The following is an 18,106-nucleotide window of genomic DNA, read 5'->3' as shown; positions in this document are numbered from 1 at the left end:
AGAGAAAGGATGCCGGAGGGCATAAAAAAAGCCTGAACGGGTCAGGCTTTAATCAGTGAATAAATGAAGCGGAGCTTGCGGGAGAGTTCACCCGTGTCCAGCCCGGAGAGGAAAGCCTGCTCGAAAGACAAGCCGTAGAACACCTCGCGGAACATGGCGACGGTTTCCTCCGTGTCCACCTCCGCGCGGATTTCGCCCGCCGACTTTGCCCGCTCGATGATGTCGCGCCACAGCTTCCGGTCTTTCTCGAACAGGGCGGCGAACTTCGCCCCGGCATCGGGGTAATACTGCCGCACTTGCATCAGCAGGTGGAAGTAGTAGAAGTTGTAGCTGCATCCCTGCGGGTTGTTCCCGTCGTCGAGCAAGCCCACGATGCGGCGCATGGTCTTTTCCACGCTCTCCACGTGGTGGTCGATGAACTCCAGCAACGTGCCGCCCCGGAAGCTGAACTTGTTGGCGGGGTCTTGCGTGGCGAAGATGTACTTGTCCACCACCGCCACGAACAGGTCTTGCTTGAAGGAGTAGTAATAAATCAGCCCCGGCTTGGACAGCCCGCAGGCTTTGGCGATAGTCACCAGACTTGCCTTCTCGTAGTTCATCTTGGCGAACACCCGCAAGGCGTTCTCCAGCACTTCTTCCCGGTTTGTTATCATAAGCGTAAGGGGTTTATGTTTTTAGCCCACGAAGGTAGGGAAAACTTGCGTTCGCGGCAAGCATTTGGCACAAAACGATTAGATGAAGTGCAGCCAATGACCTCAATTTTCTCAAAGACGGGCAACTTACGATGTTCTGAATTATATCGGACTCACGTTAGTCAATTGAAAAATAGGTTATTGCTATAACTAAAAAGATGACAACAACAATACTCCCCAATGCTATAAAGAGATAGTTGGGATAATGAAACTCAAGGTCCATATAAGGTATATGTTTTCGTTTTACATATTTACTCCATAGCCAAATAATATATTTGCCTATACTTTCCAGTCCTACAATATCAATCATTATTATCGTTTTTTTGAAAATTCATTCCATATACTGCTTACATAGTCCATATTGTTCCGAAATTTTTGATTTTCCTTATTACAAAGGCTTCGAGTTTCATCATCTTATCTGCCATCAATCATTCTTGTTTCAGGAAATCAAGGTCGAAAAAATAGTCCTTTTTATTTTGGGGATTGACATAAATGATTCCGCTTTTATGCAAGGCAAGAAAAACGCCCAAACTGCACTTGTCCATCAGGATGGGGTCGCTGAAAAACTGCGTCCGTTTCCCCTTGTAATCCAAAGTTGCTTTTACGATGCAATAGCAGCGTTCATAAGAAAGCGGTTCATGCATCCGGTCTGGATTCATAAGTGCTTCGCTGGCATTCATTTCCTGACTGCGCCATGATTGGTAGGGCAAATCCGGTTCATCCAGTGAAGCAGGCGCATGTAAACGTGTTTTTAATGAATAAGCGGGAATGTCCATCCGGGTATAATGGACGGTTCGTTTGTTTTCGGAAATTTTGCAACTGTTCAAATCCACATCCAACGCAACGCCTTTGGAACGAAGCCATTCCTTGTGTTTCTTTTTGTTGTCCTCTTCCCGCCTTTGGCTTCTCCGCATATTCCAGTACATAATGGCAAACGGAATCACTGCAAGGCTTCCGGTCACCAACATATAGCCGTATTTCCCCATGTCCAAGAATATATAGGTTTGAATTATCAACAGAAACTCTATGGCTATTCCGATGTAGGAAAGGCATCCAAAAATATTGCTTTTAATGTTCATGGTCGTCTCTTGCTGTTAATGGTAAATTACCCTCCGGTATTCAGCAAACCGTCAGGCACATATCTAATCTCACTGCCCAAAGGTACGAAAAGAATCGGAGAAACAAACCGAACGGTTGGATATTTTTTTCAAAAGAAGCGGGCGGACACTTCGCGCCACCACATAGCCACTTGCCTCCCGTCCGCTTATTTCCCATTGCCCGGCAAGGCTGCCCGTTTACTTTCGTGCCGCAATTAACTTATTGTTTCACGATTAATTCATTTGTATATGGACAACCTCAAGGACATGAAAGACGAAGTGCTGGTAGTAACCAACGCTTCCGACGGCAACAAGCCCCATGTGGTGGAGCGCGTCGAACAGGACGGCTCATTGAAGACCCAGCCGCTGGCAAAGGCCAAACCCGACGGCGATTTCCTGAAAATCGACCGCAGCGAATCCATCCTCGAAGCCTTTTTCTCCAATTTCAAACGGCAGTATGACAACCCGTCCGACTTCCGTTTCTACCACATCCCGGCGGAACTGCTTGCCGCCGCCAAGGATATGGCGGACTTGTTCCGCAAGCCGGAAGAGAACGCGGCCATGATTGACGGGTACAGGTTAGACCCGGAGCAGCACATACAGAAACAGGACTTGCAGCAGGCTCCCGCCGCCGAAGAATCCGCCCCGCAGCAATCCACGAAGTGGAGCATGGAGCAGGTGGACTGGCAGCAGCTTGCACGCATGGGCATCACGCCCGAATCGCTGGGCGAAATCGGTACGGCACGGTTGCTGAACGGGCATGAATCCGCCGTACTGGACATCAAGACCAGTTTCGAGGGCATCAGCCTCGAAACGCCCGCCTGCATCCGGCTGGTGGAATCATCCGACGGGAAGCCCGTGCTCAACATCGAGTGCTGCAAGCAACGCCCCGAACTGGGCGAGTACATGGGCACGGAACTTTCTCAGGAGGTGCAGGACAACCTGCTCAAGACACACAATGCCGGACGTCCCATCTACATCCGCCAGCCCGACGGCATGATTGAGGCCTGCCTCCTTTCCTTCAACCCCAAGACCAACCGCCTGCACCATCTTCCCGTTCAGGAAATAAAGCAGGTGCGTGAAATCAACGGGGTCGCGCTGACCGAAGACCAAGGACTCCGGCTGATGAACGGCGAATCCGTACTGGTGGAAGGCATGTGGTCGGAACGCAAGCAGAAGCATTACGACGCACGCCTCCAGTACAACGTCTGCAAGGGCGGCTTCGACTACGACTTCCGGGGGCTGAACCGCAAGGTGGAGCAGAGCCAGAGCGAACGGCGCGAAATCATCATCCCGAAGAAACTGAAAGGGGTGGACTTGACCGATGAACAGGTGAATACATTGAAAATGGGCAAGGCCGCCTATATCACGGGCATGTCCGACGGTGGCGGGGGCACGTTCAATGCCTACGTGCGCCCCAATTACGAGAAGATGAAGTTCGACTTCTTCCGCTGGAATCCCGACAAGAGCAGGAAGCAGTCGCAAGGTCAGGCGGAAACACAGGCACAACAGCCTGCACAGGCCGTCACACAGAACCGCCGTGTCCGGAAGTCCGAGAAGAAAGGTGCCGGCGTATCACTTTGAGTATTCACCTGTAATAGATAATGTATATGAAGAATGTCATCATCGCAGAAAAGCCGTCGGTGGCGCAGAGCATCGCGGCGATTGTAGGAGCCGGACAGCGGAAGGACGGCTATCTGGAAGGCAACGGCTATGCCGTCACATGGGCGTTCGGGCATCTGGTCGGACTGGCCATGCCCGAAACCTACGGCTTCACCGGCTTCCGCAGGGAGCACTTGCCCATACTGCCCGCCAAGTTCACGCTTGTTCCCCGTCAGGTACGCGAGGGCAAGGAATACAGGGACGACCCCGGCGTGGTGCGCCAACTGAACATCATCAAAGGGCTGTTCGAGGGGTGCGACCGCATCATCGTGGCGACCGACGCCGGGCGCGAAGGGGAACTGATATACCGCTACATCTACCACTATTTGGGCTGCACCAGACCGTTTGTCCGCCTGTGGATAAGCAGCCTGACCGACAAGGCCATCCGTGAGGGGATGGAAAGGTTGCAGCCGGGCAGTGACTACGACAACCTCTATCTTTCCGCCAAGGCACGCAGCGAGGCGGACTGGCTCATCGGCATCAACGGCTCGCAGGCGCTCAGCCTTGCCGCCGGGCGGGGCGTGTTCTCGCTCGGACGGGTACAGACACCCACGTTGGCCATGATTTGCTCCCGTTATCTGGAGAACAAGTCCTTTACCCCGAAGAAGTACATGCAGATACGCATCACGGTGGAAAAGGACGGCATCACGTTCCATGCCACTACTGAACAGCGTTACGAGGACAAGGCCGCCGCAGACGATGCGTTGGGCGACATGAAAGCGTGCGGCACGCTCCGCGTCACGGCTCTTGCCCGGCGGGAGGTCAAGGAAGAACCTCCGCTGCTCTATGACCTGACCGCCCTTCAGCGGGATGCCAACACCCGGCTGGACTTCTCCGCCGACCGCACGCTCTCCCTTGCGCAGAGCCTGTACGAGAAAAAGGTGCTGAGCTATCCGCGCACCGGCAGCCGGTATATTTCCGAAGACGTGTTCGATGAAATCCCCTCACGCATCGCCCTCTTGCGGCAGCATCCGTGTTTCGGGCAGTATGCCGCATCGCTCTCCGGTGCACCGCTCAACCGCCGCAGCGTGGACGACAGGAAAGTGACCGACCACCATGCGCTGATTGTAACCGAAAACCTGCCCTCCGGCCTTTCCAAAGACGAACAGGCCGTTTACGACATGGTGGCAGCCCGCCTGCTCGAAGCCTTTTCCGCCCCCTGCATCAAGGAGGTGACGGAAATCCATGCGGCGGTGGGCAGCAGCGAAGCGCAGGCCAAAGGCACGGTGGTCAAGTCCGCCGGCTGGCGTGCCGTGCGCGGCGAAAAGGAAGAGGACGACGGCGGGGATATGGCACTCCCCAATTTGGAACAGGACGAGACGCTCCCGGTAAAGGCACTCGAAGCGGTGGAGCGGCAGACCAAGCCCAAGCCGCTGCATACTGAAAGCTCGCTGCTCTCGGCGATGGAACATTGCGGTCGGGAGATTGACGACGAACAACTACGGGCGAGCATCCGCGAGACAGGTATAGGCACCCCCGCCACCCGTGCCGCCGTTATCGAGACCCTGTTCGCACGCGGTTATATCCAGAGGGAGAAGAAAAGCCTCGTGCCCACCGACAAAGGCATGGCGGTCTATGAAACGGTGAAGGACAAGAAGATTGCCAACGTGGAAATGACCGCCGCATGGGAGGACACACTGGCACGCATCGAATCGGGCGAGGCCGACGCTGCCGCCTTCCGGCGCGACATCGAGGCATATACCGCACAGATTGTGACCGAACTGTTGGAAACCAAAGTGTCCGTAGCGCCTTCGGAGAGCGAATACCCGTGTCCCAAATGCCGGAACAGCCGGGTGCTGTTCTTCCCGAAGGTCGTCAAGTGCGCCGATGTGGACTGCGGCTTTACCCTCTTCCGCAACAAGGGCGGCAAGGAACTGTCGGACAAGCAGCTTGCCGAACTACTGACCAAAGGCAGAACCGGGGTTATCAAGGGCTTCAAGAGCAAGGAGGGCAAGGCTTTCGACGCTTCGCTGGTGCTTCGTCCCGACTTCTCGGTGGGTTACGAGTTCGCCGACAGGAAGCCGCCCAAAGGCAAACCCGCCAAAAAGAAATGACCCTCCCGGCACCGACTTCATCCTATACAGGCATAAAATGTATTTTGTAACACGAATAAAAAGAAGAATCATGAATCCGAACAAACCGAACATGCCGGCTCCGGCGGTAGAGCCGGACGAACTGTCCTATTACCGCCTTACCCTGTTGTCCTACCTCCGCGAATCGCATCCCGAACGGGCTGCCGACGACGCTTTTGTCCGCGCGCGTGCCGACCTTGCAGCCGAAGCGTTCAGCGAAGCTGTCAAATCGGGCATGGATTATGACGAAGCCGTCCGGCAGGCGGACGAGGTGCTATTCCAAGACCTGCACTTTTCCCGGCTCGACACGCTCATCACCGTGCTGTGGAACGAGTTCGCCGACGAGGTGCCCGCAGGCCGCGCCCGCGAGGTGGCTCTCCAGCTTCTGCCCGAATGCGGCAGGGTGTTCAGCGGTTACGACCTGACCGACGATTTCGCCGCCACACCCGGCTTCGACCGGCTGTGTGAGGAACTGACCGGTACCATCTCAATCTGGCTCGAAGAAAATGGCATATAACAGGAAGGCACATCTTAGGGACAACATCGAGGCTATCCGGCTGATGTTCCGGCTGGAGAAGGAGAGGCGTGCCGCCACCCCGGAAGAACTGGCGGCGCTTGCCGCCTACTCCGGCTTCGGGGGCATCAAGGCGGTGTTGTCGCCATTTGGCAAGCTCACCGACATCCTGCGCTGGACGCAGAGCGACCGCGAACTGTTCCCCCTCGTATCGGAACTGCACGGCGTGCTCCGCGAGGGGGCGACGGATGAACGTGAATACAAACGGCTGGTGGACAGCGTGAAGGCATCCACCTTTACCGCGTTCTATACACCGCCGGAAATCATCGGCGCGCTGGCATCCTCATTAAGTGAGCACGGCGTGTCGCCGCACAGCTTTCTTGACCCGTCATCGGGCACGGGTAACTTCCTCACCGCTTTCCAACCGCATCTTTTCACAGCCACCGCCACGCCCGAAGTGGCGGCATACGAGAAGGACTTGCTGACCGGGCGCATCCTCCGGCAGCTACAGCCCGGCACGGATGTCCGTGTGCAGGGCTTCGAGGAGCTTCCCCCGCAAGATAACGGCCGGTTCGACGTGGCGGCGAGTAACATCCCTTTCGGCGACATCCGGGTATTTGACCCCTCGATGGCGGGCGGCACGGCACGGCGCTTCGCAATGAACTCCCTGCACAATTATTTCTTCGTCAAGGGACTGGATGCCGTGCGCGAGGGAGGCATCGTGGCTTTCATCACCTCACAGGGGGTGATGAACTCCGCGATGGGCACTCCCGTGCGCCAGTACCTGATGGAAAGGGCGCGGCTCCTGTCCGCCATCCGCCTGCCCAACAACCTGTTTGCCGACTATGCCGGTACGGAGGTGGGCAGCGACCTCATTGTGTTGCAGAAAGACACGGCATCCGAAAGGGAATATACCGGCCTTGAAAAAGCCTTCGTCGAGGTCAGTACGCAGGAGGACGGCACGACACAGAACGAATACTTCGAGCGTACCGCCGCCATTGTCCATACGCGCGGCCATGTGGGAACCGACCCCTACGGCAAACCGGCACGCGTCTTCCTGCATGACGGGGGCATGGATGCCATCGCCGCAGACCTGAAATGGATGCTGGACAAGAACCTGTCGGAAAACCTCGACCTTGACCTTTATCTCCGCTTCTCGCCGGTGCGCGAGTTGCGCGAACTGATAGATGTACGGGCGGAAAGCCTTCAGGAACGCATCGCACAGGTGCGGGCGGTTTCCATGCCGGGGCAGGGACATACCGTAACGGGAACACCGGAAGCAGCCGCAGAAGAACCGGCCATAGGCCGGCCTGAACCGGAGAAGCCCGTCACGCAGGAGCCGGTCATGTCCCTGTATGACCTTTTCGGCTTCACGCAGGAGGAACGGCAGGCTTTCAGCACCGGGCGGAAGCCCAAGCGGAAGAAGAAGCAGGCTGCCCCGCAGCTCTCCCTGTTCGACATCGTGGAACCGGTCAGCGGGCAGTCCGTACCCGAAAATACGGCAGCCCAAACGGATACGGCTTCCGAAACCAAAGCCCCGTCGGAAGAAGAACTCCGGGAGCGGGAACGCCGCCGTGCGGAGGAAGAGGACGCCCGGCAGGAGCGCATGAAGCCGCGCCCTTTCACCGGCGAAAGGCTGGAGCACTACCGGAACGGCTCATTGGTGGGTATGGACGGGCAGACCGGCTACCTCTCCGGCATGGAAAAGGGAATCCCCGTGTTCCATCCGCTGGAGCTGCCCGCCCGCCAGCGGCAGCGTGCCGAATCCTACATGGAACTTCGTGACACCTACCACCGCCTGTACAACGACGAGGCGGAACACCGGCAGGAGAACGGGGAACTGCGCGCAAGGCTGAACGGGTTGTACGACGGTTTTGTCCGTCAGTTCGGCAACCTGAACGACAAGAAGAACATCGACCTGTTCCGCATGGATGCCGATAACCGGGAAATCCTCGCATTGGAGCGTTACACCGACGGCAAGGCGGTCAAGGCCGACATCTTCGACCATCCCGTGTCGTACAACGTGAACGAGATTACCCACACCGACGATGTGCACGAGGCGTTGGCGGCCTCGCTCAACAAGTACGGCGAGGCAAACATGGAGTATATGGAGTCGCTCACCGACAGGCCGCAGGCCGAGCTTCTGGAGGAACTGCGCGGCAGGGTGTTCTACAACCCGCTGGCCAAGCGTTTCGAGATTGCCGACCGCTTCATTTCGGGCAATGTCGTGGCAAAGGCAGAGTATATCGAAGAATACTTGCAGACGCATCCCGACGATGCCGAATCACGCATCTCGCTCGAAGCGTTGCGTAAGGCGGCACCGGCACCCATCCCGTTCGAGGAACTGGATTTCAATTTCGGCGAACGCTGGATACCGGCTGGCGTGTACAGCCGCTATGCCTCATGGCTGTTCGACACCGACGTGTCTGTCCGCTACAACGCCAGTGCGGACGAGTACAGCATCCGCGCCTCCGAACTCAGCCCGCGTATCTATAACCAGTACGCAGTCCGTTCCGAAACGCGCCTGTTCAACGGGGTCGCCCTCATGCGCCACGCCATCCACAACACCACGCCCAACATCACCAAGACCGTCACGGACAAGGACGGAAAGGACATCAAGGTGCGCGACCCCGAAGCCACGCAGCTTGCCAACAGCAAGATTGACGAGATACGGGGAGGCTTCTCCGACTGGCTCATGGAACAGTCGCCGGAGTTCAAGAAGAAACTGGAGGACATGTACAACCGCAAGTTCAACTGCTTCGTGCGCCCCAAGTTCGACGGCAGCCACCAGACCTTTCCTGACCTTGATTTGAAAGGACTGGGCATCAAGGATTTGTATCCCTCGCAGAAAGACTGTATCTGGATGCTGAAGATGAACGGCGGTGGCATCGCCGACCACGAGGTGGGTGGCGGCAAGACGCTGATAATGTGCGTCGCCGCCTACGAGATGAAGCGGCTCGGACTGGCGCACAAGCCGCTCATTACCGGCCTGAAGGCGAACATCCACGAGATTGCACAGACCTTCCGCACCGCCTATCCCCACGCCAAGATACTCTATCCGGGCAAGGAGGACTTCACGCCCGACCGCCGCGTGGAAATCTTCAACCAGATGAAGAACAACGACTGGGATGCCATCATCCTCTCGCACGAGCAGTTCGGCATGATACCGCAGTCGCCCGAAATCCAGCGCGACATCTTGCAGCAGGAGCTGGACAGCGTGGAGGAAAACTTGGAGGTGTTGCACCAGTTGGGCAGCGAGGTGACCAATGCCCAACTCAAGGGCGCAGAGAAACGCAAGATGAACCTCGAAGTCAAGCTCAAGGAGCTGACGCACGAGATAGAGAACCGCAAGGACGATGTGGCGGACTTCAAGCGCATGGGCATCGACCATATCTTTGTCGATGAATCGCACCGCTTCAAGAACCTCATGTTCACCACGCGCCACGACCGTGTGGCGGGGCTGGGCAACTCGGAGGGCAGCCAGCGCGCGCTCAACATGCTCTTCGCCATCCGTACCATCCAGCAGCGCACCGGCAAGGACTTGGGAGCCACCTTCCTTTCCGGTACGACCATCAGCAACTCGCTGACCGAGCTGTACCTCCTGTTCAAATACCTGCGCCCCAACGAACTGGAGCGGCAGGGCATCCGCTCCTTCGACGCATGGGCGGCGGTGTTCGCGCGCAAGTCCATCGACTATGAGTTTTCCGTGACCAACGAGATTGTGCAGAAGGAACGCTTCCGCTATTTCATCAAGGTGCCCGAACTCGCCTCGTTCTATTCCGAAATCACCGACTTCCGCACGGCGGAGGACATCGGCATCGACCGCCCGAAGAAGAACGAGATACTGCACAACATCGCGCCCACGCCCGACCAGCAGGAGTTTATCGCCAAGCTCATGGAGTTCGCCAAGACCGGCAACGCTACCGTATTGGGCCGTCTGCCGCTGACGGAAAAGGAGGAAAAGGCCAAGATGCTCATCGCCACCGACTATGCCCGCAAGATGTCGCTTGACATGCGGCTCATCGACCCGCTGAAATATGACGACGACCGCGACAACAAGGCAACCCATTGCGCCGACATGATTGCGCAGTATTATAACCGCTATGCCGAACACAAGGGGACACAGTTCGTGTTCAGCGACTTGGGCACTTACAAGCCCGACCAGTGGAACCCGTACAGTGAAATCAAGCGCAAGCTGGTCGAAGACCACGGCATCCCCGAAGACCAGATACGCTTCATTCAGGAAGCGAAGACCGAGAAGAAGCGCAAGGCGATGATTGAGGCGATGAACGAGGGGCGCATCCGCGTGCTGTTCGGCTCCACCGAGATGCTGGGCACGGGTGTCAATGCGCAGAAAAGGTGCGTGGCGATTCATCATCTGGACGCACCGTGGCGCCCCAGCGACCTCCAGCAGCGCGACGGGCGCGGCATCCGCAAGGGCAACGAAGTGGCGAAGCTCTATGCCGACAACAAGGTCGATGTCATCATCTATGCGGTGGAGAAGTCATTGGACAGTTACAAGTTCAACCTGCTCCACAACAAGCAGCTTTTCATCACCCAGCTCAAGCAGAACCGCATGGGCAGCCGCACCATCGACGAGGGCAGCATGGACGAGAAAGGGGGCATGAACTACTCCGAGTACGTGGCCATCCTCTCCGGCAATACCGACCTGTTGGACAAGGCGCGTCTGGAAAAGAAGATTGCCTCTTTGGAGGGCGAGCGCAAGGCGTTCCAGCGCAGCAAGGGCGATTCGCGCATCCGGTTGGAAACCTTACTGGCCAACCAAGCCTCCAACAGCGACATCATCGCGAGGGCACGGCAGGACATGGCGGACTTCGAGAGCCGCGTGCAGTACGACAAGGAGGGCAAGAAGCTCAACCCGTTGAAGATTGACGGGGTAACGAGTGGTGACCCCAAAGTCATTGCCGCCAAGCTGCACGAGATAGAGGACAAGGAACGCACGCACGGCCAGCCCAAGCCCATCGGCTCCCTTTACGGCTTCGACATTGTGGTCAAGACCAAAACCACCGTCAAGGAGGGGCTGGACTTCTGCGAGAACCACTTCTTCGTGAGCGGTGCGGGCAAGCTCCTGTACAATTACAACAACGGACGCTTGGCAGCCGACCCGCAGACCGCCTGCCGGAACTTCATCAACGCCTTCGACAGCATCCCCCGCCTGATAGAGAAATACACGAAGGACAATGCCGACATTGAAAAGGAAATCCCCGTATTGAAGCAGGTCGTGGATGAAACATGGAAGAAAGAGGATGAATTGAAGCTGCTCAAGGCCGAGCTTGCCACGCTTGACCGCAAGATATTGCTCTCCCTGAAGTCCGTCGATGCGCAGGAAGCCAATACCGAAGGGATAACGGAAATCAAGCCGGAGCAACAGGACGCACCGCTGGCACAATCCGCCCCCTCAATGCCCGACAGCCCTGCCGTCCCGGCAGCATCCGAGCCATACGTCCACCGTATGCCCGACTACATGGCACATGCGGCGGAGCGCAAACCGCCGGTGCTGCCAGCCATGCCCAAGACCATCAGCATCAAGGAACTCATGAGCGCGGGCAAGGAAAAGGTAGTAATCGGCGGCATCCCCCGACCGGAAGCCGACACGGAGAAACCGCAGGACAAACCGAAATGGAGGATGAAGCTCTGAGCGGGATTCAACAAAAAGGCTTGGCAACAACCGGTACATGCCGGATAGTTGCCAAGCCTTTTTATTTTGTACAGAAAATTCTATCTATTCTTCATTATCTAAGAAGCGTTTCAAGTCATAGTACATAGAACGTGTCTTGTCTTTCTCGTCTTTGGCGGACAAGAAATCAAAGCCGCATTGTTGATAAAAACCGACGGCATCCTGATAAGCATCCACTGTAATGAAACGGCAACCGGTTCTGTTACCATGAGTAAAAGTATATTTGATAAGACGGATAATATCTCTGCCAATGCCTTGTCCGGCATATTCTTCCGATACGGCCAGTCTGCCAATCTTTACGGCCGGATAATCTTTGCGCCGCTTAGGATTAGCCACACGACGGCTCAGCCGGTTCCAAATACTGCGTTGTTCCGGGTCAAAAGTAATTTTGTCATTTAGAAGGCTGAAATAGGCTACAGTTTTGGCATTGGACAAATCCTCCCATAGATAAGTGACAGCCATCAAGTCGGTCAGATATTTTCGGGCATCCTCAAATAAAAAGCCGTTTAAGTCATCATCCTTGCACTTAAACGGCTTTATCTCGTAGTCCGCTTTCAGCGGTATGAAATAATAATCTTCAAGAGCCATGTTCGTATCAGAATGTAAATGCGGCTATGGCCTTGAACTTCTCATAAACCTTCTTCGCAGCCTCTTTCTCTTCCTTGCTTTCCGGCTTCAGATGAGCCATTTTCTCTGCAAAGCGTTTAGCGTCCTTACCGGTAACTACCGGTGTTTCTTTAATAGGTCGAGCCATAATCTTTAGTTTTAATTCACCACAAAGGTACGGATAATATTGCTGAAAATCAAATTGTATGATATGTTTCTTTGATTATGAGGTTTTCATCCAACTATTTAGTTTCATAGAATAAATAAGAATTCCGGTTTTTACGGCACAAAACTGGAACTTTCGATAGAAAAAGGCTCCACCCTGTCCTCCCGACAGAATGAAGCCGGTTGTTTAACCCAAAGGGAACTTCCTGCTTCACAGCGGTAGGCAATATCCCTGAACGATGCAAATCCAAGATGCATTATCCACAATCATCTGAGAGTTCTTTATCTCCTGTTTCTTTCTCCCTGCCGTTTTCATCCGGTTCTTTGGGCATCGGATAGGTTTCCGACAATTTGTCCTTCCGTGCCTGACGCTTGATTTCGTTCTCATCGAAATTGTTGCGGATGAACTCGTGCAGGTCTGATTCCTTGTAATAGGTCTTGTGGTATATCGAATGGAACTTCAACGCCCCGTTGTTCCGGTAGCGTTGGAGCGTGCGCTTGCTGATGCGCAGCAGTTGGCACACCTCCTGATTGTCGTACAGCCGTTCCCCGTTCAGGTAGTTCAGGTGTTTCTGCCGGTTCTCCGCCTTGTCCAGCTTGCGTGATATGCGGTACAATTCGCCCATGATGCGCTCCATCCATGCCTCAAATTCTGTCTTGTCCACTAACATGGCCGTTCCTCCTATGATTTTACACCTCGCCCAGCATGTAGCTGTTCGGTGTGTCGGGTGATTTCACAATGATTTCCTTCTCCCGCATGAAGCGGATGTAGCTCTTGGCCGTGCGTTCCTTCACGTCGAACGCCGCCTGAAGTTCTTCCGACAGCTCCATGTAGCCGATGAAGCGTTTCCGACTGAACAGTTCGCGCGCCACCGCCACGAGTTCCTCCTCCTTGCGCCTGTCCTTTTCCTCTTTCGGCTTCTCGCCCAGATAGGCGTGCATCGCCTTGCCTTTGTCCCATGCGAACTGCATGAGCGGCACATCCAGCGGGCTGCCGTCACGCACTTTCAGGGCTTTCACCACCGACACGGCAGGATTGCTGTCCTTTTCGATGGAGAGGATGGCGGCAGCCTTGCGTTGCAGCTCGCTGCCCAGATGCCCCCGCAGCTTCAGCCCGTTGGGGATGAAGTGCAGCACCGTGACGATGCACGTGTTGTAGATGCCCGCCAGCCGGTAGAGTTCCTCCACGACGGCAATGCTCTCCGCCTCGTCATTGGCGCAGCGTATCAGGTCGGCGATGCCGTCAATCACCACCAGATGGATGCCCCCGTACTGGTAATGGAACCTGTCCATGCTGAGCACGATGGACTTCAGCCGCTCCTTGCGGCTCATCCCCGTCAGGCAATATGCCTTGAACCATTCCGGCATCGTATCGCGCCTGCAGCGGCGCAGCAGGGTACTTACGTTCTTGTATAGCTGCACCTCGCTCTGTTCGGTATCGTAAAACAGCACCGCTTTTCCTTTCGGGTTCCCTTCGATGGAAATGCCCAGCGTGTCGATGCCTTCCGCGTTTTCCGGTTTTACAGCCCCGGCAATCAGGGCTGCCACATAGTTGCTTTTCCCCGTACCTTCCCCGCCGGTGATGCAGAGCAGGTTCCCTTGTGTTCCGAGCGGCACGCCGTTCACCGATACTATCATCTGTGCCACAGGTGGCGGGTTGTTGAAATCCAACTCGCATGATTTTAATGCTGACATGGCTTCACTGTATAATGTTTCAAGATATTCCAAAAATAATTTGACCAAATCCTCGCGGCTGTTCCCCAGCGCGAAATAATCGCTGATGTCCTTTTCACCCTTTATGCCTGAAAGTGGCAACACCAGTCTTTTCACTCCTAATTGTTTCAGTTCTTCTTCGCGCTTGGCTGAGCTGTCCAACCCGGTAGCATCCGTATCGTACAAAAGAATAATGTGCTTGAACCGGAATGTGAGCCGTTGGATGACAGCCATCGGGATAGCCGCTGTTTCCGAATTGAAGCAGATGGCGTTCAATCCATGTGCCGCAAGGCTCATCACGTCTTTCTCTCCGCCGGTAATGAACAGCAGGTCGCCTTTAGCTGGAAGCTGTTCCAACCCGAAGCAATAGTTTTCTCCAATATCGCCGCCATAAAGGAAACGGATATTCGAGTATGGCCGATAGATTTTCATATGTTGCCTGCCTTGATAACCGAACATGGGTTCCTGTTCCGTTGATGTCAGGGTATAAGGTTTCCCTTCCGCATTTTCACTGTTGAATTTCTTCAAGGAAAACACCCGGTATTGTTTCAGCGTGGTTTCCCCGATGCCGGACTTTTTCCAGAAGGCAAGTTCCAAAGCGGAGAAAGGCTTCTGCACGGTGGTATAAGGCCGTTTGCAATGTTCTTTAGGCTGTTCCTTCGTGCCCATTGGTCGCAGGGTATGGCAAACTGTTTCGCTTCCGTCATTCCTTGACAGTCCCAAACACAAGTCCCGGTCGATAGTCCGCATAATTTCAATGAAATCTTTCGGATTGCGGCAGTCCAGCCCGTTCAGCCTTCCCACCAGTTCAAAACAGTCGCCCGAATATTCCTCATTGCCAAAGTCCTTCATCTTGAATACACCGGCTTTCCGGTCATAGTAAATGTTGCAGGAGGCTTTCGTGTCTTGGTAGAAAGGATTCAGGAAGTTCCTGCCTACTTTGAAATCCATGCCGAGATAGTGCCGGAATACATGTATGCCCTTGTCCGTTACCCTCAATATATCATCCTTTCTTATCATGGCCGGTCCTGTTTAGGTAATTCCTGCGAAATTCTTCCAGATTTTTCGGCTTGCAGCGTATCATGCGTTCTTCCAGACAACGCTCCACTTCCGAGAGCTTGTACATGCACCGTCCACGAAGCATCGAGTAGCTGATAAGGTTATCGTCCCTGAGCCGTTGCAGCGTCCGGGTGCTGATACCCAGCGCATCGGCAAGCTGGTTGCTGTCCAGCCACGCTTCTTTCTTTTCTTCGGAAGGCAGTTTTGCCTCCGCCACAAAATCGGCAATCTGCTCGATTTTGCTAACGAGCCTCTTATAGGCATCGCTTTCCATTGTGATTACTTCCATTGCGAACTCTTTTTGATTAGTTTGCTGCAAAAGAATGGGAATAAAAAGCGGGGCATGGTATACTATACGTGTACTACACCATAATTTTTTTGCTTTCCGCCAGCAAATGGAACTCTAATAACCATTTTGTATGCCATATAAGCTGTATTGGAATTTAAGTTTTTATGGTTATAACCTAAATTTGTAAACACTCAGAAGTCGAATTTTCGGGCATGACCATAAATTTGAAATAGTTGAAAAATCATATTTTTAATGCTTTCATAGTCTGTTGTTCAAATAGAATTGCTATTTTTGTAATCGCAGTAAAGTTTACCGCTGTAAATGTTACACCCGTAAACTTTACGGATGAACAATATAAAAGTAATAACAGATAGGAAAAATGAAGAAGATACACCAACCGTTTATCTGTTTGTCAGCCGGAGCAATGAAGCCGACCTTTGTATGCGCTTCACCGCTGAAGTGCGTCAGTCATTGGATGTTTATGTGCCGGACTTCACGAGTTTCAGCGAAATGTTCCGCTTCCTGATGGATTTGGGAAAGCGGATGCAATATAAGAAAAGCGGTCAGATGATTTTCTCCGACCGCTTAATATACAAGTATTGTTGAAAAGTCCTTGTTCCAACAACAAAATCAACGTCTCACGTATGATTTATCGTGTAAGATATGCCTTCGATGCGCTGCTATTTGCCTTTTGGCTGTTTTTAGCACTTTCACGAGCAGCTTGTTTCATAAAGAGGTTGAACGCTTTAACATCGGAAGAATCCATAGGCGTGACTTGCACATTCTTTTTTGCTGCCAGTTCATTGAAAGATACAAACTTTTTCATTGCTGAATTATTTTAGATTATCGTTAAATGCTTCAAAGTGAGATGGCAAAGATATAGGAATATTCTTAAACCACCTAATTTCTTTATCAAAAAATGTACCAATACCGTTAGTTTGGTAAAAAAGTAGGGATGAATACCCTTCATTGTCGATGTTACTGCCAGTTGCATCCAATAAAATCAAACTGTTAACTTTATTTGCCTCAAAAGAAACTTTGTTTGAGATTTCAGTCACCCATACGAATTTGGGCATATCTATTTGTAAATAGATAAGTTTTTCTTCTTCTGTCATATCTGCATTCTTCATAATATATTCTCTATAAGTACGGTTTGATGCCAAAAAGGTTCTGATGACAGACTTTTCTGGTACTTGTAGTTTATTAATGGCAAGGTAGTCGGAAGCTTTGATGGCCAGTTCTGCATCTACATAAACTTTGGGGTGCAGGGGAACTATGAAATGGGTGATTATTCCGTTGTTCCATTCCGGGCAATTGTAATAAGCGGTGGGTCTGCTGAATGTTGTAGGTTGGTAACAAGGATAGTTGTCATCATTGAAGATAAAATGCTCAACGCATTTATTCCAAACATAATAATTGTGTCCCTCAATGTCACAGGTGCCTGTCTGGTTTATAACATCACGGCTAATTTCGTTACGCCCCACACAGACTACAGCATGACCAAAATCTTGAGTTTCAATGCATACAGCCAAAGGTATACCGCTTTCTATATAGCAGGTGAAAAGTTCTTGGAACATAGGATTACTATGCTCATAAACCTTGCAGCCGAAACCTTGATTTTTCAAGGCGATTGAAATTTGTTCAAACGACAATCCTCCTGATGGTAGTTGCCGTTCATAGGCAAAAGGCTTCAAAGCAGTAAGAATATCCGAAGGCAAAACAGGACGATAGTCGGAATATTTGTTTCCAAAGTATTCCAATATAGCCCATACAGTTGTTTCTGCGCAACTCATCATTTCGCCATCTTGGGATGAATGGGGAAAGCCTGACGCTTGCATCTTTATACCCATACAAGTAGATGGAATACGAGCTTTGCAGATACGCATATTCGGGTGGATGGCTTTCTTAGCAGATGGAGATATTACATTGCGACCGATGCAACATTCAGCCAATGGACGTATGACAAGAAAGCCCAAATACGCTTCTTTTATCATATCAACATTCTCCGCGCTCATCTTCGTATCCTCATTAAAATTTGGTGTGAAGAACGAGACACGTACACAGTTACGATGATATTCTCTCAATTTTGTTGAGTAGAGAGTATAATAGCTATCTCGATATACCTTATCTACATATTCTGTCTCTACCAATATGGTTAAATCTTCATGTAATGTGCCAAGGAAATTAGCTATTCTGTTGAAAACGTATTCCCTGCTGTCGGAGTTGTCATGTATTAAATGCAGATTGTCAATAATGGTTTTGACAATTTCTCCTTTTTGCAGAAATTCTTTGATTGTAGATATATAAAGTTCCATTTTATCAATACTTGCTTCTATGTGCGCAAAGATAATACAAAAAAGTGAGATACTGAACAAATTACGGAAATATGATTGAAAGCTAATGGTTTATGAGGTTTTGGTGATTTGGGATGAAAGTCAATTGAAACCGCAAAAATGCCAACTTGAACCGGAATTGTTCGCGCAAAAGGTGGAAGCTCTCCGCAAGAAGGTTTTGTTCAACTATGAGATTGAGAGCAGAT

14 protein-coding genes are annotated in these 18,106 nt (G+C 52.7%); 5 read left to right on the top strand and 9 right to left on the bottom strand.

The genetic code is table 11. The features are described from left to right. Positions 1 to 41: 41 nt before the first annotated feature. Both C510_RS0114410 and C510_RS0114395 read right to left on the bottom strand, forming a co-directional pair. Positions 42 to 653, bottom strand: coding sequence for a TetR/AcrR family transcriptional regulator (locus tag C510_RS0114410; RefSeq protein WP_018711981.1), 612 nt, complete (start codon positions 651 to 653; stop codon positions 42 to 44). A gap of 467 nt (positions 654 to 1,120) precedes the next feature. Further along, positions 1,121 to 1,678, bottom strand: coding sequence for a hypothetical protein (locus tag C510_RS0114395; protein ID WP_244870485.1), 558 nt, complete (start codon positions 1,676 to 1,678; stop codon positions 1,121 to 1,123). 462 nt (positions 1,679 to 2,140) lie between these two features. On the opposite strand from C510_RS0114395, the gene C510_RS0114390 reads away from it, so the two are divergent. The 4 genes from C510_RS0114390 to C510_RS0114375 all read left to right on the top strand — a co-directional run bounded on the left by C510_RS0114390 (position 2,141) and on the right by C510_RS0114375 (position 11,696). Further along, positions 2,141 to 3,373 carry a DUF3945 domain-containing protein gene (locus C510_RS0114390; protein ID WP_244870484.1) on the top strand — a complete coding sequence of 411 codons (1,233 nt, stop codon included), beginning with the start codon at positions 2,141 to 2,143 and terminating at the stop codon, positions 3,371 to 3,373. 26 nt (positions 3,374 to 3,399) lie between these two features. Next, on the top strand, positions 3,400 to 5,505 hold the full coding sequence (locus tag C510_RS0114385) for a type IA DNA topoisomerase (RefSeq protein WP_025892911.1): 2,106 nt from the start codon (positions 3,400 to 3,402) through the stop codon (positions 5,503 to 5,505). A 70-nt stretch (positions 5,506 to 5,575) separates the two neighbouring features. Then, positions 5,576 to 6,040 carry a DUF1896 domain-containing protein gene (locus tag C510_RS0114380; protein WP_018711976.1) on the top strand — a complete coding sequence of 155 codons (465 nt, stop codon included), beginning with the start codon at positions 5,576 to 5,578 and terminating at the stop codon, positions 6,038 to 6,040. Beyond that, entirely contained in the window at positions 6,030 to 11,696 is a 5,667-nt protein-coding gene (locus C510_RS0114375; RefSeq protein WP_018711975.1) for an N-6 DNA methylase, read from the top strand. Before C510_RS0114380 ends, C510_RS0114375 begins: the two co-directional genes overlap by 11 nt. A gap of 84 nt (positions 11,697 to 11,780) precedes the next feature. On the opposite strand, the gene C510_RS0114370 is transcribed toward C510_RS0114375, so the two are convergent. The 5 genes from C510_RS0114370 to C510_RS0114350 all read right to left on the bottom strand — a co-directional run bounded on the left by C510_RS0114370 (position 11,781) and on the right by C510_RS0114350 (position 15,567). Beyond that, positions 11,781 to 12,323 (bottom strand): GNAT family N-acetyltransferase, encoded by a 543-nt coding sequence (locus tag C510_RS0114370; RefSeq protein WP_018711974.1) that lies wholly within the window; start codon positions 12,321 to 12,323, stop codon positions 11,781 to 11,783. Positions 12,324 to 12,330: 7 nt separating this feature from the next. Beyond that, the gene (locus tag C510_RS17535; RefSeq protein ID WP_018711973.1) at positions 12,331 to 12,489 is read right to left on the bottom strand and encodes a hypothetical protein; all 159 of its coding nucleotides are present in this window, start codon (positions 12,487 to 12,489) and stop codon (positions 12,331 to 12,333) included. Positions 12,490 to 12,763: 274 nt separating this feature from the next. Continuing rightward, positions 12,764 to 13,177 carry a helix-turn-helix domain-containing protein gene (locus tag C510_RS0114360; protein ID WP_018711972.1) on the bottom strand — a complete coding sequence of 138 codons (414 nt, stop codon included), beginning with the start codon at positions 13,175 to 13,177 and terminating at the stop codon, positions 12,764 to 12,766. A 19-nt stretch (positions 13,178 to 13,196) separates the two neighbouring features. Next, a complete protein-coding gene (locus C510_RS0114355; RefSeq protein ID WP_018711971.1) occupies positions 13,197 to 15,239 on the bottom strand; it encodes a bifunctional DNA primase/helicase in 2,043 nt (680 codons plus the stop codon). Further along, a complete protein-coding gene (locus C510_RS0114350; protein ID WP_018711970.1) occupies positions 15,223 to 15,567 on the bottom strand; it encodes a helix-turn-helix domain-containing protein in 345 nt (114 codons plus the stop codon). The genes C510_RS0114355 and C510_RS0114350 overlap by 17 nt, the downstream gene beginning before the upstream one ends. A gap of 345 nt (positions 15,568 to 15,912) precedes the next feature. On the opposite strand from C510_RS0114350, the gene C510_RS16680 reads away from it, so the two are divergent. Next, positions 15,913 to 16,173, top strand: coding sequence for a hypothetical protein (locus C510_RS16680; RefSeq protein WP_025892913.1), 261 nt, complete (start codon positions 15,913 to 15,915; stop codon positions 16,171 to 16,173). Positions 16,174 to 16,216: 43 nt separating this feature from the next. Here the strand turns inward: C510_RS16680 and C510_RS17415 are convergent, their stop codons facing one another. Further along, complete coding sequence (locus C510_RS17415; RefSeq protein WP_018711968.1) at positions 16,217 to 16,393, bottom strand: hypothetical protein; 177 nt, start codon at positions 16,391 to 16,393, stop codon at positions 16,217 to 16,219. Positions 16,394 to 16,400: 7 nt separating this feature from the next. Next, positions 16,401 to 17,882: a hypothetical protein gene (locus C510_RS0114335; protein ID WP_018711967.1), complete on the bottom strand. Its 1,482-nt coding sequence runs from the start codon at positions 17,880 to 17,882 to the stop codon at positions 16,401 to 16,403. Between the last annotated feature and the right edge of the window lie 224 nt (positions 17,883 to 18,106).

This window comes from Phocaeicola barnesiae DSM 18169 = JCM 13652, assembly GCF_000374585.1.
In the GTDB taxonomy this organism is placed as follows: domain Bacteria; phylum Bacteroidota; class Bacteroidia; order Bacteroidales; family Bacteroidaceae; genus Phocaeicola; species Phocaeicola barnesiae.
Note: the sequence above shows the minus strand (reverse complement) of the source record. Positions and strands in the feature narration are given on the sequence as shown.

Coding starts and splice junctions, on each gene's coding strand:
- C510_RS0114370 (WP_018711974.1), bottom strand. CDS start 12,323: ATGGCTCTTGAAGATTATTATTTCATACCGCTGAAAGCGGACTACGAG.
- C510_RS0114335 (WP_018711967.1), bottom strand. CDS start 17,882: ATGGAACTTTATATATCTACAATCAAAGAATTTCTGCAAAAAGGAGAA.
- C510_RS0114355 (WP_018711971.1), bottom strand. CDS start 15,239: ATGATAAGAAAGGATGATATATTGAGGGTAACGGACAAGGGCATACAT.
- C510_RS17535 (WP_018711973.1), bottom strand. CDS start 12,489: ATGGCTCGACCTATTAAAGAAACACCGGTAGTTACCGGTAAGGACGCT.
- C510_RS0114380 (WP_018711976.1), top strand. CDS start 5,576: ATGAATCCGAACAAACCGAACATGCCGGCTCCGGCGGTAGAGCCGGAC.
- C510_RS0114385 (WP_025892911.1), top strand. CDS start 3,400: ATGAAGAATGTCATCATCGCAGAAAAGCCGTCGGTGGCGCAGAGCATC.
- C510_RS0114360 (WP_018711972.1), bottom strand. CDS start 13,177: ATGTTAGTGGACAAGACAGAATTTGAGGCATGGATGGAGCGCATCATG.
- C510_RS0114375 (WP_018711975.1), top strand. CDS start 6,030: ATGGCATATAACAGGAAGGCACATCTTAGGGACAACATCGAGGCTATC.
- C510_RS16680 (WP_025892913.1), top strand. CDS start 15,913: ATGAACAATATAAAAGTAATAACAGATAGGAAAAATGAAGAAGATACA.
- C510_RS17415 (WP_018711968.1), bottom strand. CDS start 16,393: ATGAAAAAGTTTGTATCTTTCAATGAACTGGCAGCAAAAAAGAATGTG.
- C510_RS0114410 (WP_018711981.1), bottom strand. CDS start 653: ATGATAACAAACCGGGAAGAAGTGCTGGAGAACGCCTTGCGGGTGTTC.
- C510_RS0114350 (WP_018711970.1), bottom strand. CDS start 15,567: ATGGAAGTAATCACAATGGAAAGCGATGCCTATAAGAGGCTCGTTAGC.
- C510_RS0114395 (WP_244870485.1), bottom strand. CDS start 1,678: ATGGGGAAATACGGCTATATGTTGGTGACCGGAAGCCTTGCAGTGATT.